Source organism: Ruegeria sp. CDSA079 (genome assembly GCF_059612245.1).
Map to the genome: position 1 here is coordinate 16,586 of NZ_JBXWQF010000019.1, position 16,989 is coordinate 33,574.

General features: G+C 54.5%; 18 protein-coding genes. 7 read left to right on the forward strand and 11 right to left on the reverse strand.

Annotated features, from left to right (window positions below; all coding sequences use genetic code 11):
• The first annotated feature begins 27 nt into the window (after positions 1 to 27).
• The 6 genes from pcaH (at position 28) to AC2FJZ_RS17320 (ending at position 5,073) form a co-directional block, all read left to right on the forward strand.
• On the forward strand, positions 28 to 756 hold the full coding sequence (gene pcaH / locus AC2FJZ_RS17295; protein WP_496779179.1) for a protocatechuate 3,4-dioxygenase subunit beta: 729 nt from the start codon (positions 28 to 30) through the stop codon (positions 754 to 756).
• 3 nt (positions 757 to 759) lie between these two features.
• Positions 760 to 1,380 (forward strand): protocatechuate 3,4-dioxygenase subunit alpha, encoded by a 621-nt coding sequence (pcaG, locus tag AC2FJZ_RS17300; RefSeq protein ID WP_496779182.1) that lies wholly within the window; start codon positions 760 to 762, stop codon positions 1,378 to 1,380.
• 64 nt (positions 1,381 to 1,444) lie between these two features.
• Entirely contained in the window at positions 1,445 to 2,281 is an 837-nt protein-coding gene (locus AC2FJZ_RS17305; RefSeq protein ID WP_496779184.1) for a 3-oxoadipate:acetyl-CoA acetyltransferase, read from the forward strand.
• 4 nt (positions 2,282 to 2,285) lie between these two features.
• A complete protein-coding gene (locus tag AC2FJZ_RS17310) occupies positions 2,286 to 3,104 on the forward strand; it encodes a universal stress protein (RefSeq protein ID WP_496779186.1) in 819 nt (272 codons plus the stop codon).
• 6 nt (positions 3,105 to 3,110) lie between these two features.
• Positions 3,111 to 4,172: a 3-carboxy-cis,cis-muconate cycloisomerase gene (locus AC2FJZ_RS17315; RefSeq protein WP_496779188.1), complete on the forward strand. Its 1,062-nt coding sequence runs from the start codon at positions 3,111 to 3,113 to the stop codon at positions 4,170 to 4,172.
• Between the two features lie 172 nt (positions 4,173 to 4,344).
• The gene (locus AC2FJZ_RS17320; RefSeq protein ID WP_496779190.1) at positions 4,345 to 5,073 is read left to right on the forward strand and encodes a gamma-glutamylcyclotransferase; all 729 of its coding nucleotides are present in this window, start codon (positions 4,345 to 4,347) and stop codon (positions 5,071 to 5,073) included.
• Positions 5,074 to 5,212: 139 nt separating this feature from the next.
• Here the strand turns inward: AC2FJZ_RS17320 and AC2FJZ_RS17325 are convergent, their stop codons facing one another.
• From AC2FJZ_RS17325 to AC2FJZ_RS17350, 6 genes are all read right to left on the reverse strand, one after another.
• Positions 5,213 to 6,568, reverse strand: a complete 1,356-nt coding sequence (locus tag AC2FJZ_RS17325; RefSeq protein WP_496779192.1) for a TRAP transporter large permease — start codon at positions 6,566 to 6,568, stop codon at positions 5,213 to 5,215.
• Positions 6,569 to 6,572: 4 nt separating this feature from the next.
• Positions 6,573 to 7,055 carry a TRAP transporter small permease subunit gene (locus AC2FJZ_RS17330; protein ID WP_496779194.1) on the reverse strand — a complete coding sequence of 161 codons (483 nt, stop codon included), beginning with the start codon at positions 7,053 to 7,055 and terminating at the stop codon, positions 6,573 to 6,575.
• 39 nt (positions 7,056 to 7,094) lie between these two features.
• Positions 7,095 to 8,141, reverse strand: a complete 1,047-nt coding sequence (locus tag AC2FJZ_RS17335) for a TRAP transporter substrate-binding protein (protein WP_496779196.1) — start codon at positions 8,139 to 8,141, stop codon at positions 7,095 to 7,097.
• Positions 8,142 to 8,329: 188 nt separating this feature from the next.
• Entirely contained in the window at positions 8,330 to 9,172 is an 843-nt protein-coding gene (locus AC2FJZ_RS17340; protein WP_496779198.1) for an SIR2 family NAD-dependent protein deacylase, read from the reverse strand.
• Positions 9,157 to 9,951: a protein-ADP-ribose hydrolase gene (locus AC2FJZ_RS17345; RefSeq protein ID WP_496779286.1), complete on the reverse strand. Its 795-nt coding sequence runs from the start codon at positions 9,949 to 9,951 to the stop codon at positions 9,157 to 9,159. The genes AC2FJZ_RS17340 and AC2FJZ_RS17345 overlap by 16 nt, the downstream gene beginning before the upstream one ends.
• Before the next feature lie 158 nt (positions 9,952 to 10,109).
• Positions 10,110 to 10,880 carry a nuclear transport factor 2 family protein gene (locus AC2FJZ_RS17350; protein ID WP_496779200.1) on the reverse strand — a complete coding sequence of 257 codons (771 nt, stop codon included), beginning with the start codon at positions 10,878 to 10,880 and terminating at the stop codon, positions 10,110 to 10,112.
• Between the two features lie 92 nt (positions 10,881 to 10,972).
• On the opposite strand from AC2FJZ_RS17350, the gene AC2FJZ_RS17355 reads away from it, so the two are divergent.
• Positions 10,973 to 11,338 (forward strand): winged helix-turn-helix transcriptional regulator, encoded by a 366-nt coding sequence (locus AC2FJZ_RS17355; RefSeq protein WP_496779202.1) that lies wholly within the window; start codon positions 10,973 to 10,975, stop codon positions 11,336 to 11,338.
• Positions 11,339 to 11,446: 108 nt separating this feature from the next.
• Here AC2FJZ_RS17355 and AC2FJZ_RS17360 read toward each other — a convergent pair whose 3' ends face one another.
• The 5 genes from AC2FJZ_RS17360 to AC2FJZ_RS17380 are packed head-to-tail and all read right to left on the reverse strand — an operon-like array spanning position 11,447 to position 16,987.
• Positions 11,447 to 12,235 carry a crotonase/enoyl-CoA hydratase family protein gene (locus AC2FJZ_RS17360; protein ID WP_496779204.1) on the reverse strand — a complete coding sequence of 263 codons (789 nt, stop codon included), beginning with the start codon at positions 12,233 to 12,235 and terminating at the stop codon, positions 11,447 to 11,449.
• Positions 12,232 to 13,089 carry a hydroxymethylglutaryl-CoA lyase gene (locus AC2FJZ_RS17365; RefSeq protein ID WP_496779206.1) on the reverse strand — a complete coding sequence of 286 codons (858 nt, stop codon included), beginning with the start codon at positions 13,087 to 13,089 and terminating at the stop codon, positions 12,232 to 12,234. Before AC2FJZ_RS17365 ends, AC2FJZ_RS17360 begins: the two co-directional genes overlap by 4 nt.
• Entirely contained in the window at positions 13,082 to 15,031 is a 1,950-nt protein-coding gene (locus AC2FJZ_RS17370; protein ID WP_496779208.1) for an acyl CoA:acetate/3-ketoacid CoA transferase, read from the reverse strand. The genes AC2FJZ_RS17365 and AC2FJZ_RS17370 overlap by 8 nt, the downstream gene beginning before the upstream one ends.
• A gap of 13 nt (positions 15,032 to 15,044) precedes the next feature.
• Positions 15,045 to 15,827: a 3-hydroxybutyrate dehydrogenase gene (locus AC2FJZ_RS17375; protein ID WP_496779210.1), complete on the reverse strand. Its 783-nt coding sequence runs from the start codon at positions 15,825 to 15,827 to the stop codon at positions 15,045 to 15,047.
• A gap of 17 nt (positions 15,828 to 15,844) precedes the next feature.
• Positions 15,845 to 16,987, reverse strand: coding sequence for a CaiB/BaiF CoA transferase family protein (locus AC2FJZ_RS17380; RefSeq protein WP_496779212.1), 1,143 nt, complete (start codon positions 16,985 to 16,987; stop codon positions 15,845 to 15,847).
• Between the last annotated feature and the right edge of the window lie 2 nt (positions 16,988 to 16,989).

The window sequence follows — 16,989 nt, forward strand, 5'->3', positions numbered from 1 at the left end:
CAATGATTTAAGAGGAGAGATCCGACCATGTTGAACCCCGGTGAATTCTACCAACGCAACCGCGAGTGGCAGCCGCCCGCTCTGACGCCAGATTACAAAACTTCCGTAGCGCGTTCGCCGAAATATTCGCTGATCAGCCTGCAAAATTCTGCAAGCGAGATCACTGGCCCGGTATTTGGTCACGATGATATCGATCCGATCGACAACGATCTCATCCTGAATTATGCCAAGCCCGGCGAAAGCCCGATCGGCGAGCGGATCATCGTGCATGGCCGCGTACTGGATGAGAATGGCCGCCCAGTCCCGAACACGCTCGTCGAGGCCTGGCAAGCAAATGCCGGCGGAAGATATCGTCACAAGAAAGATACGTACCTTGCCCCAATAGACCCGAATTTCGGGGGCTGCGGCCGGACCCTGACTGACGAAAACGGATACTACTTTTTCCGGACTATCAAGCCCGGTGCCTATCCGTGGCGCAACTGGGTCAACAACTGGCGGCCCGCGCATATCCACATGTCCATTTTCGGCACCGGGTTTGCACAGCGACTGATCACACAGTGCTATTTCGAAGGCGATCCGCTGATCGAAAAATGCCCCATCGTCAACGTCATTCCGGACAAGGCGGCACGTGATCAGTTGGTCGCCGCGCTGGATCTGAACGCGACCATTCCGCTGGACACGATTGCCTACAAGTTCGACGTCGTCTTGCGGGGACGCCGTTCAACACTCTTTGAAAATCGTCTGGAGGGGAACTGATCCATGGTCCAGAAACTTGACTATCTGAAAGAAACTCCGTCGCAGACCGCCGGTCCCTATGTGCATATCGGTCTCGCGCCTGGTGCTGCCGGATTTAAGATCTACGATCAGGAACTTGGCTGGGATATCGCCGGGCCCAACGCCAAAGGTGAACGTATCCGCGTCGAAGGCGTCGTGGTCGACGGCACGGGCTCACCAATCAAGGACGTGCTGATAGAGGCGTGGCAAGCAAATAGTGAAGGCGTTTATGCCCACCCCGAGCATCCCGGCGAAACCGAAGAAGGATTTCGTGGGTGGGGGCGGATTATCACCGACTTTGAAACCGGTGAATGGGGATTTGATACGGTCAAGCCTGGTCAAGTTCCCGGGCGATCGGGCACAGTTATGGCTCCGCATATCAACCTGTGGATCGTGGCACGTGGCATCAATATTGGCCTCAATACACGCCTCTATTTCAGCGACGAAGAAGAAGCGAACGCCAAAGATCCGGTCATCAACCTGATCGAGTGGGAAAATCGCCGACAAACCCTTATTGCTCAGCGCCGCGAAAGGGACGGTCATACTGTCTATCGTTTTGATATTCGCCTGCAGGGCGAAAATGAGACGGTTTTTTTTGACATCTGAGTACCAGGCCTGCCTTACCCTTATCTCCCCGGGGCGGGCCGCCCAAACAGAATAGGTCAGATCCATGACTAAGCCCTGTATTATTTGCGTCGCAATCACCGGCTCGTTGCCCACCAAGGAAAACAACCCAGCCGTTCCGATTTCGATCTCCGAGCAGATCGAAAGCACGCAGGAGGCGTTCGAAGCAGGTGCAAGCATAGTGCACGCCCATGTTCGCAATGATGACCAGACGCCCAGCAGCGACCCGGATAGATTCGCCCGGCTCAAAGAAGGGCTGGAAGAACATTGCCCGGGTATGATCATTCAGTTCTCAACCGGCGGGCGTTCAGGTGCAGGCCGGACACGTGGAGGAATGCTGCCGTTACGCCCCGACATGGCCTCGCTCTCCGTAGGGTCCAACAATTTTCCCACTCGCGTCTATGAGAATCCACCGGATCTGGTCGACTGGCTGGCGGACGAGATGTGTACATACGGGATTACGCCGGAGGTCGAAGCGTTTGACCTTTCTCACATCCTACAAGCCATAAAAATGCATCAGGACGGCAAGCTGTTCGGCAAACTGTATGTGCAGTTCGTAATGGGCGTGAAAAACGCGATGCCAGCCGACAAGGCGGTATTCGACTTTTATGCAAAAACTCTGAAGGACCGCGCACCCGACGCCGACTGGTGTGCCGCCGGAATTGGACCAAACCAGATAGTCCTGAACGAGTGGGCCATAGCCGCCGGAGGCCATACGCGCACCGGCCTTGAAGACAACGTCCGCATCGACCGCAACACTCTGGCACGCTCCAACGCCGACCTGGTAAAGCGTGTCACCGCACTATGTGATAAACATGAGCGGCCTGTCGCCACTTGGCAGCAGGCGAGAGAGATTCTGCGACTTTCAACGCCCGGAGTGTGATCCGATGAGCACCAAAAACATCCTTTGCGCTTATAACGGTGCAGACACTGCGGTCAGTAGCCTGCGCTATGCGATCAGGATTGCCAAGCATCACAATGGCTGGCTGACTGGAATAGTGCGGCACGGGCGACCAGTGTTGGAAACTCGCTTTGGAGGCCAGATCCCAAAAGAAGTCATCGACATCATGCATGAAAATGACGCCAAGCGGATCCGGAAAGTCGCAATAAGTTTTGAACGGGAAACATCGGACTGTGGCATTTCAGAACGCTCAGATTTCATTGAAATCGAGGATGAAATGGATCTGGCTCTTGGAGAAGTCTCGCGCACCTTTGACCTGATCGTTACAGGTGTCCCGGAACGCGAAATGAAAGCGGAACACCTAACGGCTCATCCCGATACGATTGCTTTGAGAAGTGGCAGACCGGTCCTGGTCGTTCCGGACGCTTATGCAAGAGAAGGTCTGGCAGATCACGCACTGGTAGCCTGGGACGGCAAACGCTCTGCCGCCCGGGCGATTGGGGATGCCATGCCAATACTCGAAGAAAAAGCCAGGGTCAGCATACTTTGTGTGGGTAAGTCAGCACCTGCAAACACAGATCAGCTTTTGCGGAACCTCAGTCGCCACGGCATCAATTCGGAGTTACTCACCAGGCCCAAAACCCACTCTGTGGGCCAAACCGTGCTGGACACGGCACGGGAAATCGGCGCACAGTTGATCGTGATGGGTGCCTATGAACATAGCAAATTCTCGCATGACTTGTTCGGCGGTGCGACCACGGATGTGTTGGCTGGCACACACGTGCCGGTTTTCATGTCGCACTAATCAACCATGAGTGACGTGTTTTCACACCCCTGGCTTGGCGGTTTGTTTGATGACCCGCAAACCCGGAAACTTCTGTCTGCAGATGTTCAGTTCAGGCACATGCTGGAAACCGAAGCGGCCTACGCTGACGCGCTCGGACACGTCGGGCGGGTATCTCCAAACGTGGCCAAGCAAACGGCCGATCTTATCAAAGTGCAGCAACCGGATTACTCGGCACTACGCGATGGCACAGCACAGGATGGTGTTGTCGTACCAGCCTTCGTCCATACGCTTCGTGCACAACTGCCACAGGAATACCAAGACGCCCTTCATCACGGCATGACTTCGCAGGATGTGATTGACACCGCATTGGCCCTGACTCTCAAAGACATCTTTCCCCTGTTCGCCTGGCGTATTTCAGATCTGATTGAGTGTCTGAAATCACTGGAAGAATCACAAGGTGCAAGCAGGCTGATGGGCCGCACGAGGATGCAAGCTGCCTTGCCGATCACGGTGGCTGATCGCCTGCGCAGTTGGCGATTGCCGTTTGATGATCACCTGGAACGGCTGAACCAGATGGAACCGAGGGTTTTGAGGTTGCAACTGGGTGGGGCCGTGGGGGATCGCGCGGCGTTAGGGGATAAGGCAGAGGCGATTTCCGCCCATATGGCGGCATCGCTGGGCCTGCGGGAATCTCGGGCCTGCTGGCACAACCGTCGTGACGGTATCGCCGAATTCGCGGGATGGTTGTCGCTGGTTACAGGAAGCCTTGGCAAGATCGGCCAGGACGTTGCTCTGATGGCGCAACAGGGCGTGGACGAAGTGACATTAGAAGGCGGTGGCGGGTCATCGGCTATGCCGCACAAACAGAACCCCGTAACAGCAGAGCTATTGGTTTCGCTTGCACGATTCAATGCGGTTCAGCTTTCGGGCATTCATCAGGCACTGGTCCACGAGCAGGAGCGGTCAGGTGCGGCCTGGTCTCTCGAATGGATGATCCTGCCGCAAATGATTATTTCCACAGGTCGGTCCCTGACGGCTGGAGCCTCATTGACCTCTCAGATATCGCGGCTTGGCAGCCAAGGCTGAGAGAAGAGTATTGCAGCAGTGTGCCATCTTTCGCACGCATATTACCCACATTGCTGGAACCAGCAGGCACGCAATACGCACCGAACCCTTGTACCTCATGCGGGGTAAAGTAGCCGAAATTGGCCAGTCAACATTTGGCACACAGTGTTGAGGAAATTGAGAAAGAGGTACAATGACACGCAGCCGGGATCCATTTCACATTCATCCGGAATTGCGGTCGGCGATAACTGACCCGGAACAATCCTTCTTCCGATCCTTTACTACTGAGGTTCTGGCCAAAAAATCTCAGGAGCTCGGACTGCCACATTGGTGGTACCCGGACGAAGTCCGCGAAGCAAAACGGCTGGAATTCTTGGCCGGCCGAATGGACGACGACCTCTGGGTTTTCACTTATGGATCACTCATGTGGGACCCGGCATTCAAATTCGCTGAAGTGCGAAGGGCGTATTTGCCGAACCATGCACGGAAATTTATTCTCAAGGACATTTACGGAGCGCGAGGCACAACTGAGGCGCCCGGCTTAATGGCCGCCCTGGATAAAGGCTCCGGATGTCATGGGCTTTTGTTCCGAATTGCCCAGGACACTCTTGACGAAGAAACCGCAGCGATCTGGAGACGCGAACAAGTTGGACCTGCATATATTCCAACTTTTATCACTGCACTTGTTGATGACACGGCGATTGAGGCACTCACTTTTTTGGCAGATCATGATGCAGATTTGATCGTGTCAAATATTTCTCGGCAAGATCAGGTTCGCTTCATGGCGACTGGGACGGGATTTGCCGGTTCGAGTGTCGAGTATTTAAGGGGAATTCAGAAGAAATTCGCCCTTCTGGGTATCTATGATGAAGATGTCGAAACCCTTCTTCGCGATGTAGAAGCCCATTTGTCCTTTAACTAAGTCGGCGCTTCGAACTGAGACGTTTTCACCGTCAGAAACGCCGCCCTTCAAACACATTGGTTCCCCCAACTTAAGCCCACCTACATTCGCACAAGGGCATCCAGCACCCGAAATCCACTGGCGCTAAGGTCGTGTTACATCAACCCGAAAGCACGCCCGGCAACCAAAGGGTCAGTGCGGGGAACGCGATCAACACGCCGACCCGCAGAATTTCCGCGCCGAAGAAAGGGAGAACCCCGATAAATGTGTCACGCATCGGAACATCCGGGGATTGAGCGGAAATGATAAAGACATTCATCCCCACAGGTGGTGTGATCAATCCAAGTTCGACCACGATCAGGGCGAGGATACCGAACCAAATCTTCAAATCCTCGGTGTCCATTCCAAAAGGCGACAATTCGGCTGTGGCATAGTCACCGCCATTGATCTCAACCAACACCGGCCAGAAAAACGGAATGGCAAGCAGGATCATCGACAAGCTGTCCATCAAACACCCTAACAATATCAGAGCCAGCAACAACAGAAGAAGGGTCAGCATTGGCGTCAGGGTGGAGTTGGCCATCATTTCGGCCATGGCCTGCGGCACGCCCCCACGCGACATGAAAATCTTGAGCAGCTCCGCCCCCAATAGAATGAGATAGATCATCCCGGCTGTACGGGCGGTTTCCAACAACGCCTCGCGCCCGTCGTTGAGCGTAAACTGACCACGTACCAACCCGAACAGCGTGACCATAACCACACCAACGGCTGCAGCCGGGGTCGGGTTGAACAATCCCAGGTAAATACCACCAATCACCACACCAAACACCAGCCCCACCGGCAACACGTTCAGTGTCGCAGAAATCAGTTCGTCGCGTGAGGCAGCATCGCCTTTCGGGCCGGCTTCGGGTTTGACCAACACATAAATCAGAATAGTCAGAATGAAGAACGCTACCGCAATCAATCCGGGTATCAACGCCGCCATGAACATCGTGACCACGTTGGCCTCAACGATGATTGCATAGATGATCAGCACGACCGAAGGTGGAATCAGGATGCCCAAAACGCCGCCGGCTGCGATTGTCCCGGTACCCAGCGTCGAGGAATAGTTGTACTTCTTCAGTTCCGGTAGCGCGACCCGACCCATAGTTGAAGCGGTTGCCAGTGACGAACCGCAGACTGCTCCGAACCCGGCACAGGCGGCGATGGCTGACATGGCCACACCCCCGCGCATCCATCCAAGCCAGGCATTCGCGGCACGGAACAAATCTGCACTCAAGCCTGAACGTGACGCGATTGCGCCCATCAGCACAAACAGAGGCACAACCGACAGATCATAGATCGAGAATTGCCCGTAAGCGAGATCCTTGAGCTGACTCAGAACGATCATGGGACCGTTCAACAGGGCAATTCCAACGCCACCAACGACGATCATGGCATAGGCAATTGGCATACGAATGGCGATCAGAAACACAAGGGTTCCGAGCCCCATCAAGCCGATAGTAATGCTGTCCATTGTTTCAGACCTCGCTTCGGGTAAGCTTTCGCAGTGCTTCTCCCAGCGTGATCAACGCCGCCAGAAACAAAAGCGCCAAGGATATCAATGCGGGGAGGAACGCCCACCAGATTGGAATTTCCAGGATACCTGTGAATTCCTCATACTCACGATAATCCGAAAGCCCCGCACTCATCCGCCAAATGAGAAGAGCAGCAAACAACAGTGCTATGATTGCAGCCACCACTGACATCAGCGCGACCGACCGGGGACCTGCACGCATCGTAAAGATATCCGCTGACACGTTGGCTCCAACCAACTGGCAATAGGGCAAGAAACAAAATGCTGCTATTGCGGCCCCCATCTCGGTCAGTTCGAAGTCCCCCGGGAAGGGTTTGTTGATTATCATCCCAGTCAGGATTGACCAAGCGTTGACCAGAACCACCCCGACCAAAACCAAGCCGCCAACCAACGCCCAGCCAGTAATCAGGTGGCGCGCAAGGTCCATAGACCTTGCGACACCAGATGTTTGCTTCCCCGACATTGTTCAGTTCGAGGCCATGTTTTCGGACACAAGCGCAACCGCGCGGTCGTAAAGCGCCTGCCCGTCGATGCCTTTTTCGTTCATTTCCGCGATCCAGCGTTCGACCACCGGTTCCATCGCAGTTTCGAACTGAGCCCATTCGGCGTCGCTTAGCTGGATATGTTCGTTGCCGGATTTGGTGGCAATTCCAATCCCGAATTCTTCGGCCCCGTCCCAGATACGACCCACTTCGGCATGCCATTCCGGGCCGGAAGCATCTATGAAAATCTGCTGGATATCGTCGGGCAAGCTCTCCCAGCGATCCTTGTTCATCACAACGGAAAAGGACGTCGTGCCCAGACGTTTCCCGTCCGGTCCTTCGATCTGGTACTGAGTTTGCTCATGCACTTTCAGGGGCGGGATAATTTCAAATGGGATGAGAGCGCCATCAATCACCTTTTTTGACAGCGCCACAGGAATTTCCCCAACCGATGTTTTGACCGGGCTCGCCCCCAGGGATTCAAGAACCCATGCACCGGTTCTGGAAGGAATGCGGATTTTCTTACCGGCCACGTCCGCAGGCGTTCTCACCAGATCCGTTGCCATATGCAAAGCGTTGCCGCCGTGTACATGCTGGAACAAGGCGTGAAGGCCTTTGAAATCCTTGCTCAATTCTTCTGTGTACATCGCCTGCATTGCCTTATTTACAGCGGCGCTATCTCCCTGATGGACGCCCGGCAATTCAAACACTTCAGTGCGTGGAAACGAACCGGCGGCATAGGCATTTACCATCCAAACCATATCCACGACCCCATCACGCGCTTGACGAGGAAGCTGCGGGGGCTTGCCACCAAGGGTCATCGAGGGGAAAATCTCGATTTTTATGCGCCCGTTGGACGCCTCCATGATGCGTTCGGCCCATGGTTCCAGCATTTGAGAATGTGCTGGAGCTTTGGGGCTCAGAAAGTGATGCAATTTGAACTCAAACTCTTCGGCAAAGCTCACTTGTGCTCCGGCGAGTGCAACAAAAATGCCAGTTGCGGCGCCTTTAACAATCCCTGTGAATTTCATTGGACCTCCTCCTTCAAAATTCCAAGAAATGGATTAGCCTGGAACTTGTCGGAGAGTTTAGTTACTGAATGTTGGCATTCAAAATGAATTCTGCGGCTTTTTAGTTTCCGTTATTAGCATGTTTGAGCAGATTGCCTGCTGCCAGACTGGTCCGTTGACAGGGGGTTTGGGACAAATGGCAGTGGGATCTATGAAGAAGCCGCCAATATGTCAGGCAACGCGACATCCGCATCAGTTGGCAGCGATAGCGAGCCTGCCGGCGCCTCGGGGTAATCACGATTGATGCGAATGAACCGGGCGTTTTGGAAATGAGTTCCTATTCTCTCCATTGGCCACCGAACAACGCTGGGTGTATTGAAACCTGCACCGATCTCAACCACCGCCAGCCTCAGGCCATTGACACTCTGCAGCCAGTTGGCGAAGGCCTTTGATTGCGGAACGTAAGGGGTCTCTATAAACCATCCACCCCCTCGCACGTTCATGAACACCGTCCCGCCGCAATTGGGGCACACCGCGAGAGACGATTTGTTTTCAACCTTTTGAGTTTGTCGGTTGACGGATGGCAGCATCGCGTCGACCAGAGGGACCCCATCCCAGGTTTGGTCTGTGCACGGCGTCAGACATTGGAACAATTCATAATCGCCTTGGGGTGTATAGATGCGCGTCGGATCAAATCCATTTTTGTAGAAATACCGGTCGACATTTGAAGTCATGACAAAATAGTCCTTATCGCCAACCAGCTTGAGTAAATCCTGATACGCTTTTGTCTGGCGCGCCCTGTACACGTGGTCCAGAGCAACCGACAGGTAACCCCATTTGAGCGCCTCGTCTTTGAAGGGGTAACCCATCATTTGATATTGATTGCGGGCACCGTACTGCAGCATTCCGGGGAACCGGTTGGCAAATGCAACTTCGTCGGTGTAGTCCAACCCTGCCGCAGCTGACATCCCCGCACCAGCTCCGATCAGTACTGCATCAGAATCCCTTAGCGTTTGCGCGACCATTTCGACGGTATTCAAAGCAGTTCCCATTGTCTCGCTTCCTGCTCGTAAATCCTTGTGGCAGCGTCGCCAAAGGTATTGAAAATCACGTGACTTAGCCCATTGGGGTTCCTGCCGACCCAATCAATCACTGTTGCAAGTGCGATCTTTGCAGCGGCTTGCGCCGGGTATCCGAAGACACCGGTCGAAATACCGCACAAGGCCACCGAACGGGCCCCGGCCTCGGAAGCCAAGGAAAGACAAGACTGATAGCAATCCGCCAATTGGGTTTCTTGTCTTGTCGTCAGTCGCGACCCGGATTGGACAATGGGACCCACTGTATGCAGGACGTATCGGGACGGCAGATTGTACGCGCGCGTTATTTTGGCGACACCGGTCACCTCACCATGCCCCTGCAATTGCATTATCCGATGGCAATCTTCCCTCAGCTGCGGGCCAGCCGCACAATTGATCACGTTGTCGATACAGGCATGGAACGGCTGAAAGCATCCAAGCAATTCCGAATTGGCAGCATTGGTGATGGCATCGACGCGAAGCGTTGTTGTGTCACCGTCCCAAATGCTGATCCGTCCGCTGACATTGGAACCTCCTCCCAATCGCTGCAACGCTTCTGAGCCCGTTACGGTTTTCTTCGACAGCTCGTGCTGAAGCAGCCGGTCAGTCGCATCGAGCAAGTTTGATGGCAAGTTTCCTGGACTGCGAACCGTCAACGCTGCCTGCACCCACCTTCGGCGCTCCTCAACAGACTGAGGAACGGCATATCTTTCAAGAAATCGCGCGGATAGGCTATCGTGCTTAAGGGCATCCACGACATCGTTTAACGCAACGTGTGGATTCCCGGTCGCGGGAACAAACGCTTCGTAAAGGCGTATCTCTTGCTTATAAGCAGACAGTTTCAATTCATAACCCCGGGTGTTTTATGGTGAGCTCAGCAGGCCAGAAAGCCTGCTGAGACTAAGCCGAGCGCTTAGAACTTGCCGTTTTCGTGCGCCATCTCTGATGGAATGTCCGAGATCACGTCCCAATGTTCGACGATTTTGCCGTCCTCAACGCGGAACAGATCGAAAAACGCAGTCGGGGTGCCAGCCAAAGTGCCTTCTGACGCGGTAAAGACAAAGTTGCCTTCGGCAACGACCAGATGGGTTTCATCGTATTTCATGGTGATGCCCTGCTCGGCCCAGGCGGTCAGAGCTGCACCCAAACCATCCAGCCCATCGGCAATCTGGCTATTGTGTTGGGTATAGGTTTCCGTCGAGATGAAGTCGGTGATTTGATCACCTTTGCCATCACGCAGAATCGTGTTTACGAAATCGACTACCAACACTTTGTTTGCTTCGGTCTTATTCAGATCGACGATCTCGACTGCACCATCGGTTTGCGTGTGACCAGACGGGTTGGGTTCGGAAACGGCCGCCAGATTGTCCCAATGCTCGACAACTTTGCCATCCTCTACACGAAACACGTCAAATCCAACCAAAGCATCGGCACCAAAGGCCTGAGCATTGGAATATGTGTTGTGCAGGACGACCAGATCACCCTCTGCCAATACACGGTGCGTGGCTACTTCTATACCGCTTTCTTTCAGACCGGGGATAAAGCCCACAATTGGCGCCGCACCGGTCGGAACCGCTGGGTTGTGCTGGATATATCCCGGCGCAAGAAGCTGCTCGGCGGCCTCGGGATCGAAGTTGGTGAAAATGGCAGCGACGGCGTTCAGGACGATTTCTTTGGGGGTCATTTCCGGTTCCTTTGATTCTCGGTTGCGTTGTTGTGCGCTTTAAGTATCATTTCCGCACCAAGTATCAATTACGCACCAAAAAGGAACCAAGTATGCTCCCGGTAACTGCGACGACCGACGAAGAAGGCAAATTGTGTCCGGTTCGAAATGTCCTCGCCAACGTGACAAGAAAATGGCAGACGTTGCTGCTGCTGGCGCTTGAAGATGGTCCGATGCGTTTTGGCGAGCTAAAACGGATAATTGGGGACATCACCCAAAGAGTGCTGACCGAAAACCTGCGTTCAATGGAGCGCGACGGCTATGTCACACGCATTGTGCATTCCGGACCACCGCTGGCAGTCACTTACGAACTGACTGAATTGGGCAAAGATCTGGTGGATGTCATGAAGCCCCTCGTTTTATGGGCCCAGGACCATTTCGAAAGGGTCGAAGAAGCCCGCGCCATGTATGACGGCTGACAATCACCTGGTTAATAGAAGACGAAACTACGCATCGAAATGCGTCCGATATCGATCGTCTCATTAATAAACACAACGGTGGACCAGGTCAGTGGGGAAGGCTCATGCTTAGCTGCCCCACTTTGGTTTTCGCTTGTTCAGAAAGGCATCAATTCCCTCGGCGGCTTCAGCGCTGTCCCAGGTATCCGCCAGCCGACGGATCGTGTCGTCGATGACTTCCGCGTCGATCCGGGGGCCCAAAGACCGTGCCAGTTGCTTAGCCGAACCTACTGCCTCCGGAGCTACAGACAGATAGGGGGTAACCTGTGCCTCTACCGCCTCGTCCAGCTCCTCCGGTTCAACAACTTCGGCGACAATGCCGATTGTCTTGGCTTCATCCGCGTCAAAAATGCGTGCAGACATGAACACGCGCCGCGCCATGCCCTCTCCCATACGCGATAGTACATATGGTCCGATGGTCGCCGGGATCAGCCCCAATCGCGTTTCGGTCAGCCCGAATTTGGTTGATCTGGTGGCAACGGTTACATCGCAGACACACGCCATTCCAACACCACCCCCGAATACGCCGCCATGAATTCGCCCAACCAGGGGCGTCGGCATCTCATTCAGGGCATTTAACATTTCCGCCAGCTTTCGCGCTTCGCGTATCCTGGTTTCGCGATCCGCTCTAATCTGATCCATCATCCAGCCAAGATCGCCGCCCGCACAGAATATGTCTCCGGCACCGGACAAGACCATGGCACGGTTTTTTGGATCGGAACCGATGGTTTGCGCCAATTCCGTTAACTCCGAAATCATCAATGCGGACAACGCGTTGCGTTTCTCGGGTCGGTTCAAAGCCACATAGACAACACCGCGATCATCAATGCTTAGAGAAAGAGTCTCATAATTGTTCATGTTCCGCTCCTCAGGGATTTCGCAAACTGAGCAACACGTTGCAACCGAACGGCATCGAGCCCTGTTTCGAACCCGCGTTCAGCGACGATTTCCGCGACGTCTTCGGTGGCAACATTGCCTTTGGCACCCGGCGCATAGGGACAACCACCCAATCCACCGACAGAGGCATCAAACACGCGAATCCCCCGATCCAGGCAGACCTCGATATTGTCCAGGGCTCTTCCCTTGGTATCGTGAAAATGCCCTGCCAACCGGTCTGCGGGCACGACCTCGGTCACTCGATCCAACATCAGAGAAACGCTTTCCGGTGTGGCCTGTCCAATCGTGTCGCCCAAGCTGATCTCGGAGCAACCAAGATCGGTCAAAGCCTGCGCTACCAAAGCCGTTCGAGCAGGATCAGTCGGCCCATCATACGGACAGTCCGTCACACAGGACACATAGCCGCGCACTGGAACAGCATGGTCCTGGGCCAACTCCAATACTGAGGCAAACCTTTCAAGGCTTTCGGACACCGAACAATTGATATTCTTTTGACTAAATCCTTCGGAGGCTGACGCAAAGATCGCCACCTCATTTGCCTGAGCACGCAACGCGTCCTTCATCCCGCGTAAATTCGGCGTTAAAACTGCGTAGCTTACGTTGGGTTTCCGATTGATCCCGGCCATCACCTCGAACGCATCAGCCATCTGTGGAACCCACCTAGGACTGACAAAGCTGGTCACTTCGATCTTTTTAAACCCGCAATTGCTGAGCATATCAACCAAACGAACCTTGTCTTTTGTATCGATCTGAGTTTTTTCGTTTTGAAGCCCGTCTCGCGGACCCATTTCGAAGATCGTCACCCTATCACTCATCACGTGCCCCTGGGGTTGATTGATAGCCAAGGAATCTCTGCGCTTCCTGGGCAGTTTCAAAGATGTGAAGTTGCCTTTGGGGGAAAAGCCGTTCACCCAGCTTCACGCGCATGAAAGCAGAGTTCGCGTATCTGGTAACAGTCTGATAATATTCGGATTCAAGCCTCTGAACCATCGCGGCATAGATTTCTTCGATATCCTCATCGATCACCGTGTCATCATAATTGACGATGGCATCGACCGGTCCGGCCAAACCGTCACACAGCTCGACCACGCGCCTGCGTATAGCTTCGACATCGGCTGGCCATTTGATCCGCATTTTGCTGAGGTTGATAAACAATCGTTTACCTTCGCCGTCCAGACCAATTCGCGACGGTAAATCCAAATGCAGAAGTTCCGAACGCAGTTCCATCTGTTCATCCAGAAAAATCCGCGGATCCATTTTCTTAAGATCGCGGATAAGAGGTTCGAAGGCGATATGCGCAAGAACATCCCGTTCCAGATCAATTCCCGGTGCGATCTCGGTCAGAGCGAGTCCGTCCTGATCAAGTTCGAAAACGCAACGTTCGGTCACAAACAGGACCGGTTTGTGTTCTGCCTGCGCGCGCATTCCTGAGAACGTGACCTGTGACACCGCCTGATGGAATTTACGAGCCTTCCCTTCATGAAGAATAGCCAGCTGACCGTTCTCGATGCCAACTTTTAGCCCACCGGCCGTAAAAGTGCCTGCAAATACGACTTTATGTGCGTTCTGAGAGATATTGATAAACCCGCCTGCACCGGCAAGCCTGGAACCAAAGCGCGAAACATTCACATTGCCACTTTCGTCCGCTTCGGCCATTCCCAGAACCGCAAGGTCCAGCCCGCCGCCGTCATAAAAATCGAACTGGTTGTTTTGCGGAATGATCGTGTCGGTGTTGACTGCGGCCCCAAAATCAAGGCCTGAAGCTGGTTCGCCTCCAATCACACCCGGCTCGGCCGTCAAGGTCACGTGCCGCAACAACCCTTCTTCCCGTGCGACGGCGGCCACACCCTCCGGCATACCGATCCCAAGGTTCACGATACCATTGACCGGCAGCTCGAATGCTGCCCGCCGCGCGATAATCTTGCGTACATCCAACGGCACCGGGCTTGCCTCGCCCACCGGCGCCCGAAGCTGACCCGCAAATTGTGGCGAATAGACAGTGGCATAGGTCTGAACGTGGTGTGCCGGCTCCGACACAACCACAGCATCGACCAAGGTCGATGGCAACACAACGTGTCTTGGGTTCAGGGAATTGTCCGCCGCCAAACGTTCGACCTGCACAATCACGACACCGCCCGAATTCCTAACAGCCATCGCTTGTGCCAGGTTGTCGATCGTCAGTGCCTCTCGTTCCATCGAGACATTACCAAGAGAGTCGCTAGTGGTGCCCCGCAACAAAGCGACATTCAGCGGAAGTCCACGGTAAAACAGCAGTTCTTTTCCCGCCAGCGTGACCGGTTCGACAAGGTTTTCGGTGGTTATCTCGTTGATCCGCCCACCGTCCTGTGCCGGATCGACGAACGTGCCCAGTCCAACATGGGTCAGTGTGCCGGGTTTACCCGCCGCGATGTCGCGATACATCTGGCTGATCACGCCTTGCGGAAGATTATACGCCTCAATTCGATTTTCTAGCGCCAGCTGTGCGACCTTGGGGATCAGTCCCCAATGCCCACCGATGACGCGTTTTAGAAGCCCTTCGTGCCCTAACCTGTTCAGACCGCGCGACTGTCCATCGCCCTGCCCGGCTGCAAAAAACAAAGTTAGATCGCGCGGTTCTGCCGTGCTGCAGAACCGGGCCTCAAGCGCGTTCAACAGCTCATCAGGAACACCGATACCGACAAAACCCGATGTGGTCACAGTGTCACCGGACTTGATCAATGCTGCGGCAGCTTGCGCTGTAATAACCTTGTTTACCATGAGTTTCCCCGTATCAGTGCGCGGTCCAGCCCCCGTCAACAGGCAGGGCGGTTCCCGTCATCGACGCGGCGGCTTCGGAACACAGAAATACGGCCAAAGCCCCCAATTCAGTTGTATCGACAAATCGCTTTGTTGGCTGAGCCGCCAACATGACATGCCGGATCACTTCATCCTCGGTAATGCCGCGTGCTGCAGCGGTGGCGGGTATTTGCTTTTCCACCAACGGCGTGCGCACGTAACCGGGACAGATCGCGTTACAGGTTATGCCCTGCTCGGCTACTTCCAATGCCACGGTCTTGGTCAGGCCAACCACACCGTGTTTGGCCGCCACATATGCGGACTTGTAAGGTGACGCGACAAGCCCATGCGCCGATGCGAGGTTTATGATCCTCCCCCAACCGCGCTTTTTCATTCCGGGAAGCGCCGCACGTATTGTGTGAAATGCCGAAGACATGTTGATGGCGATGATCGCATCCCATTTATCCACCGGGAACTCATCCACCGGGGCGACATTCTGTATGCCTGCATTGTTGACCACAATGTCTACAGAGCCGAGCTTGTTTTCTGCACCTGATATCATAGCCTCGATCTGAGCCGGATCGCGCATGTCAGCGCCGTCAAACAGGACGCGCACACCCCATTTGTGTTCCAGATCACGAACCACAGGCTCTGCGAGCGAGGCCGGTTCAATACCGTTCAGCACAATATTGGCCCCGGCCTCGGCAAGGGTTGCCGCGATAGCAAGCCCGATCCCACTGGTCGAGCCAGTTACAATGGCAGTCTTTCCTTTCAACATGTGCTTTTCCTTTTCGATTATCTGCGTGGTGACCACGCAATTTCTTCGTTTCGGGATGCAAGTGTCGGCGCCGCCCGGTCGGGGCATTTCTCTGCGCCCTCCACCCAGAACGGCGAGCGAATGGCCCGCAGCGCACCTTCGGTCGGATGGTCAATGTCCAGAAACAGGCCAACATCCGCCAGGTGGGCGTCCTCGAGAAGATCTGTCAGCGCATTTATTGGTGTGCAGGGAACGTCCAGCCCGCGCAGAACCTCAAGCCAATCAGAGGTTGTTCGTTTGGGCATTTCCTCTGCGACAACCGCATACAGCTTACCGATATTGTCACTGCGTGCCGCGGAATCCTGAACCCACTCGGCAGTTGCCAGCTCTGTTCTTCCAACAAAATTCAGAAAGCTGGCCCAATGTTTTCCATTGTATGGCAGCACACCTATGAACCCATCTTTGGTGGGAAACGGCTTGCGATGTGGTGACAGCAGCCGCTCATACCCTACGCCACCCAATGGTGGACGGAACGTCTCTCCTGCCAGTTGCTCGGACATCAGAAAAGAAACGATACCCTCGAACATCGGTGCTTCGATGAAGCATCCCTGCCCCGTTTTCGCCTGATGCGCGACGCCGGCAAGCACTGCCATCGTCAGATGCATTCCGCCGACCTTGTCGCAGATGATCGTTGGCAGAAATCTGGGTTCATCGTTCTGGTTGCGGTTCAGATGGGCAACGCCGGACGCCGCCTGAATGATGTCATCATAGGCTGGGTGTTCGGCATTGCGTCCGCCACTGCCATACCCTGCGGAAACACAATAGACGAGTTGCGGATGAGCAGCCCGTACTGTTTTCGGATCCAGCCCAAGTCTTTTGGCGGCCCCGGGGCGCATATTGTGCACCAGAACATCGGCATTCGCCAAAAGCGCCATAAACCTTTCCCGATCCTGATCTTCCTTCAGGTTCAGCGAAATCGAACGTTTGTTGCGGTTGTAGTTCAAATACCCCGCGCCCATTCCATCGGAGCGGGCAGGCCTGACATGTCGAAATATATCGCCCGATGGCGGCTCCACTTTTATAACATCGGCCCCGAAATCGCCCAGATACTGTGTGGCCAGAGGACCAAGAACCACAGCCGTCAGGTCCAGAACGCGAACACCTTTGAGAAGATCGTACATGG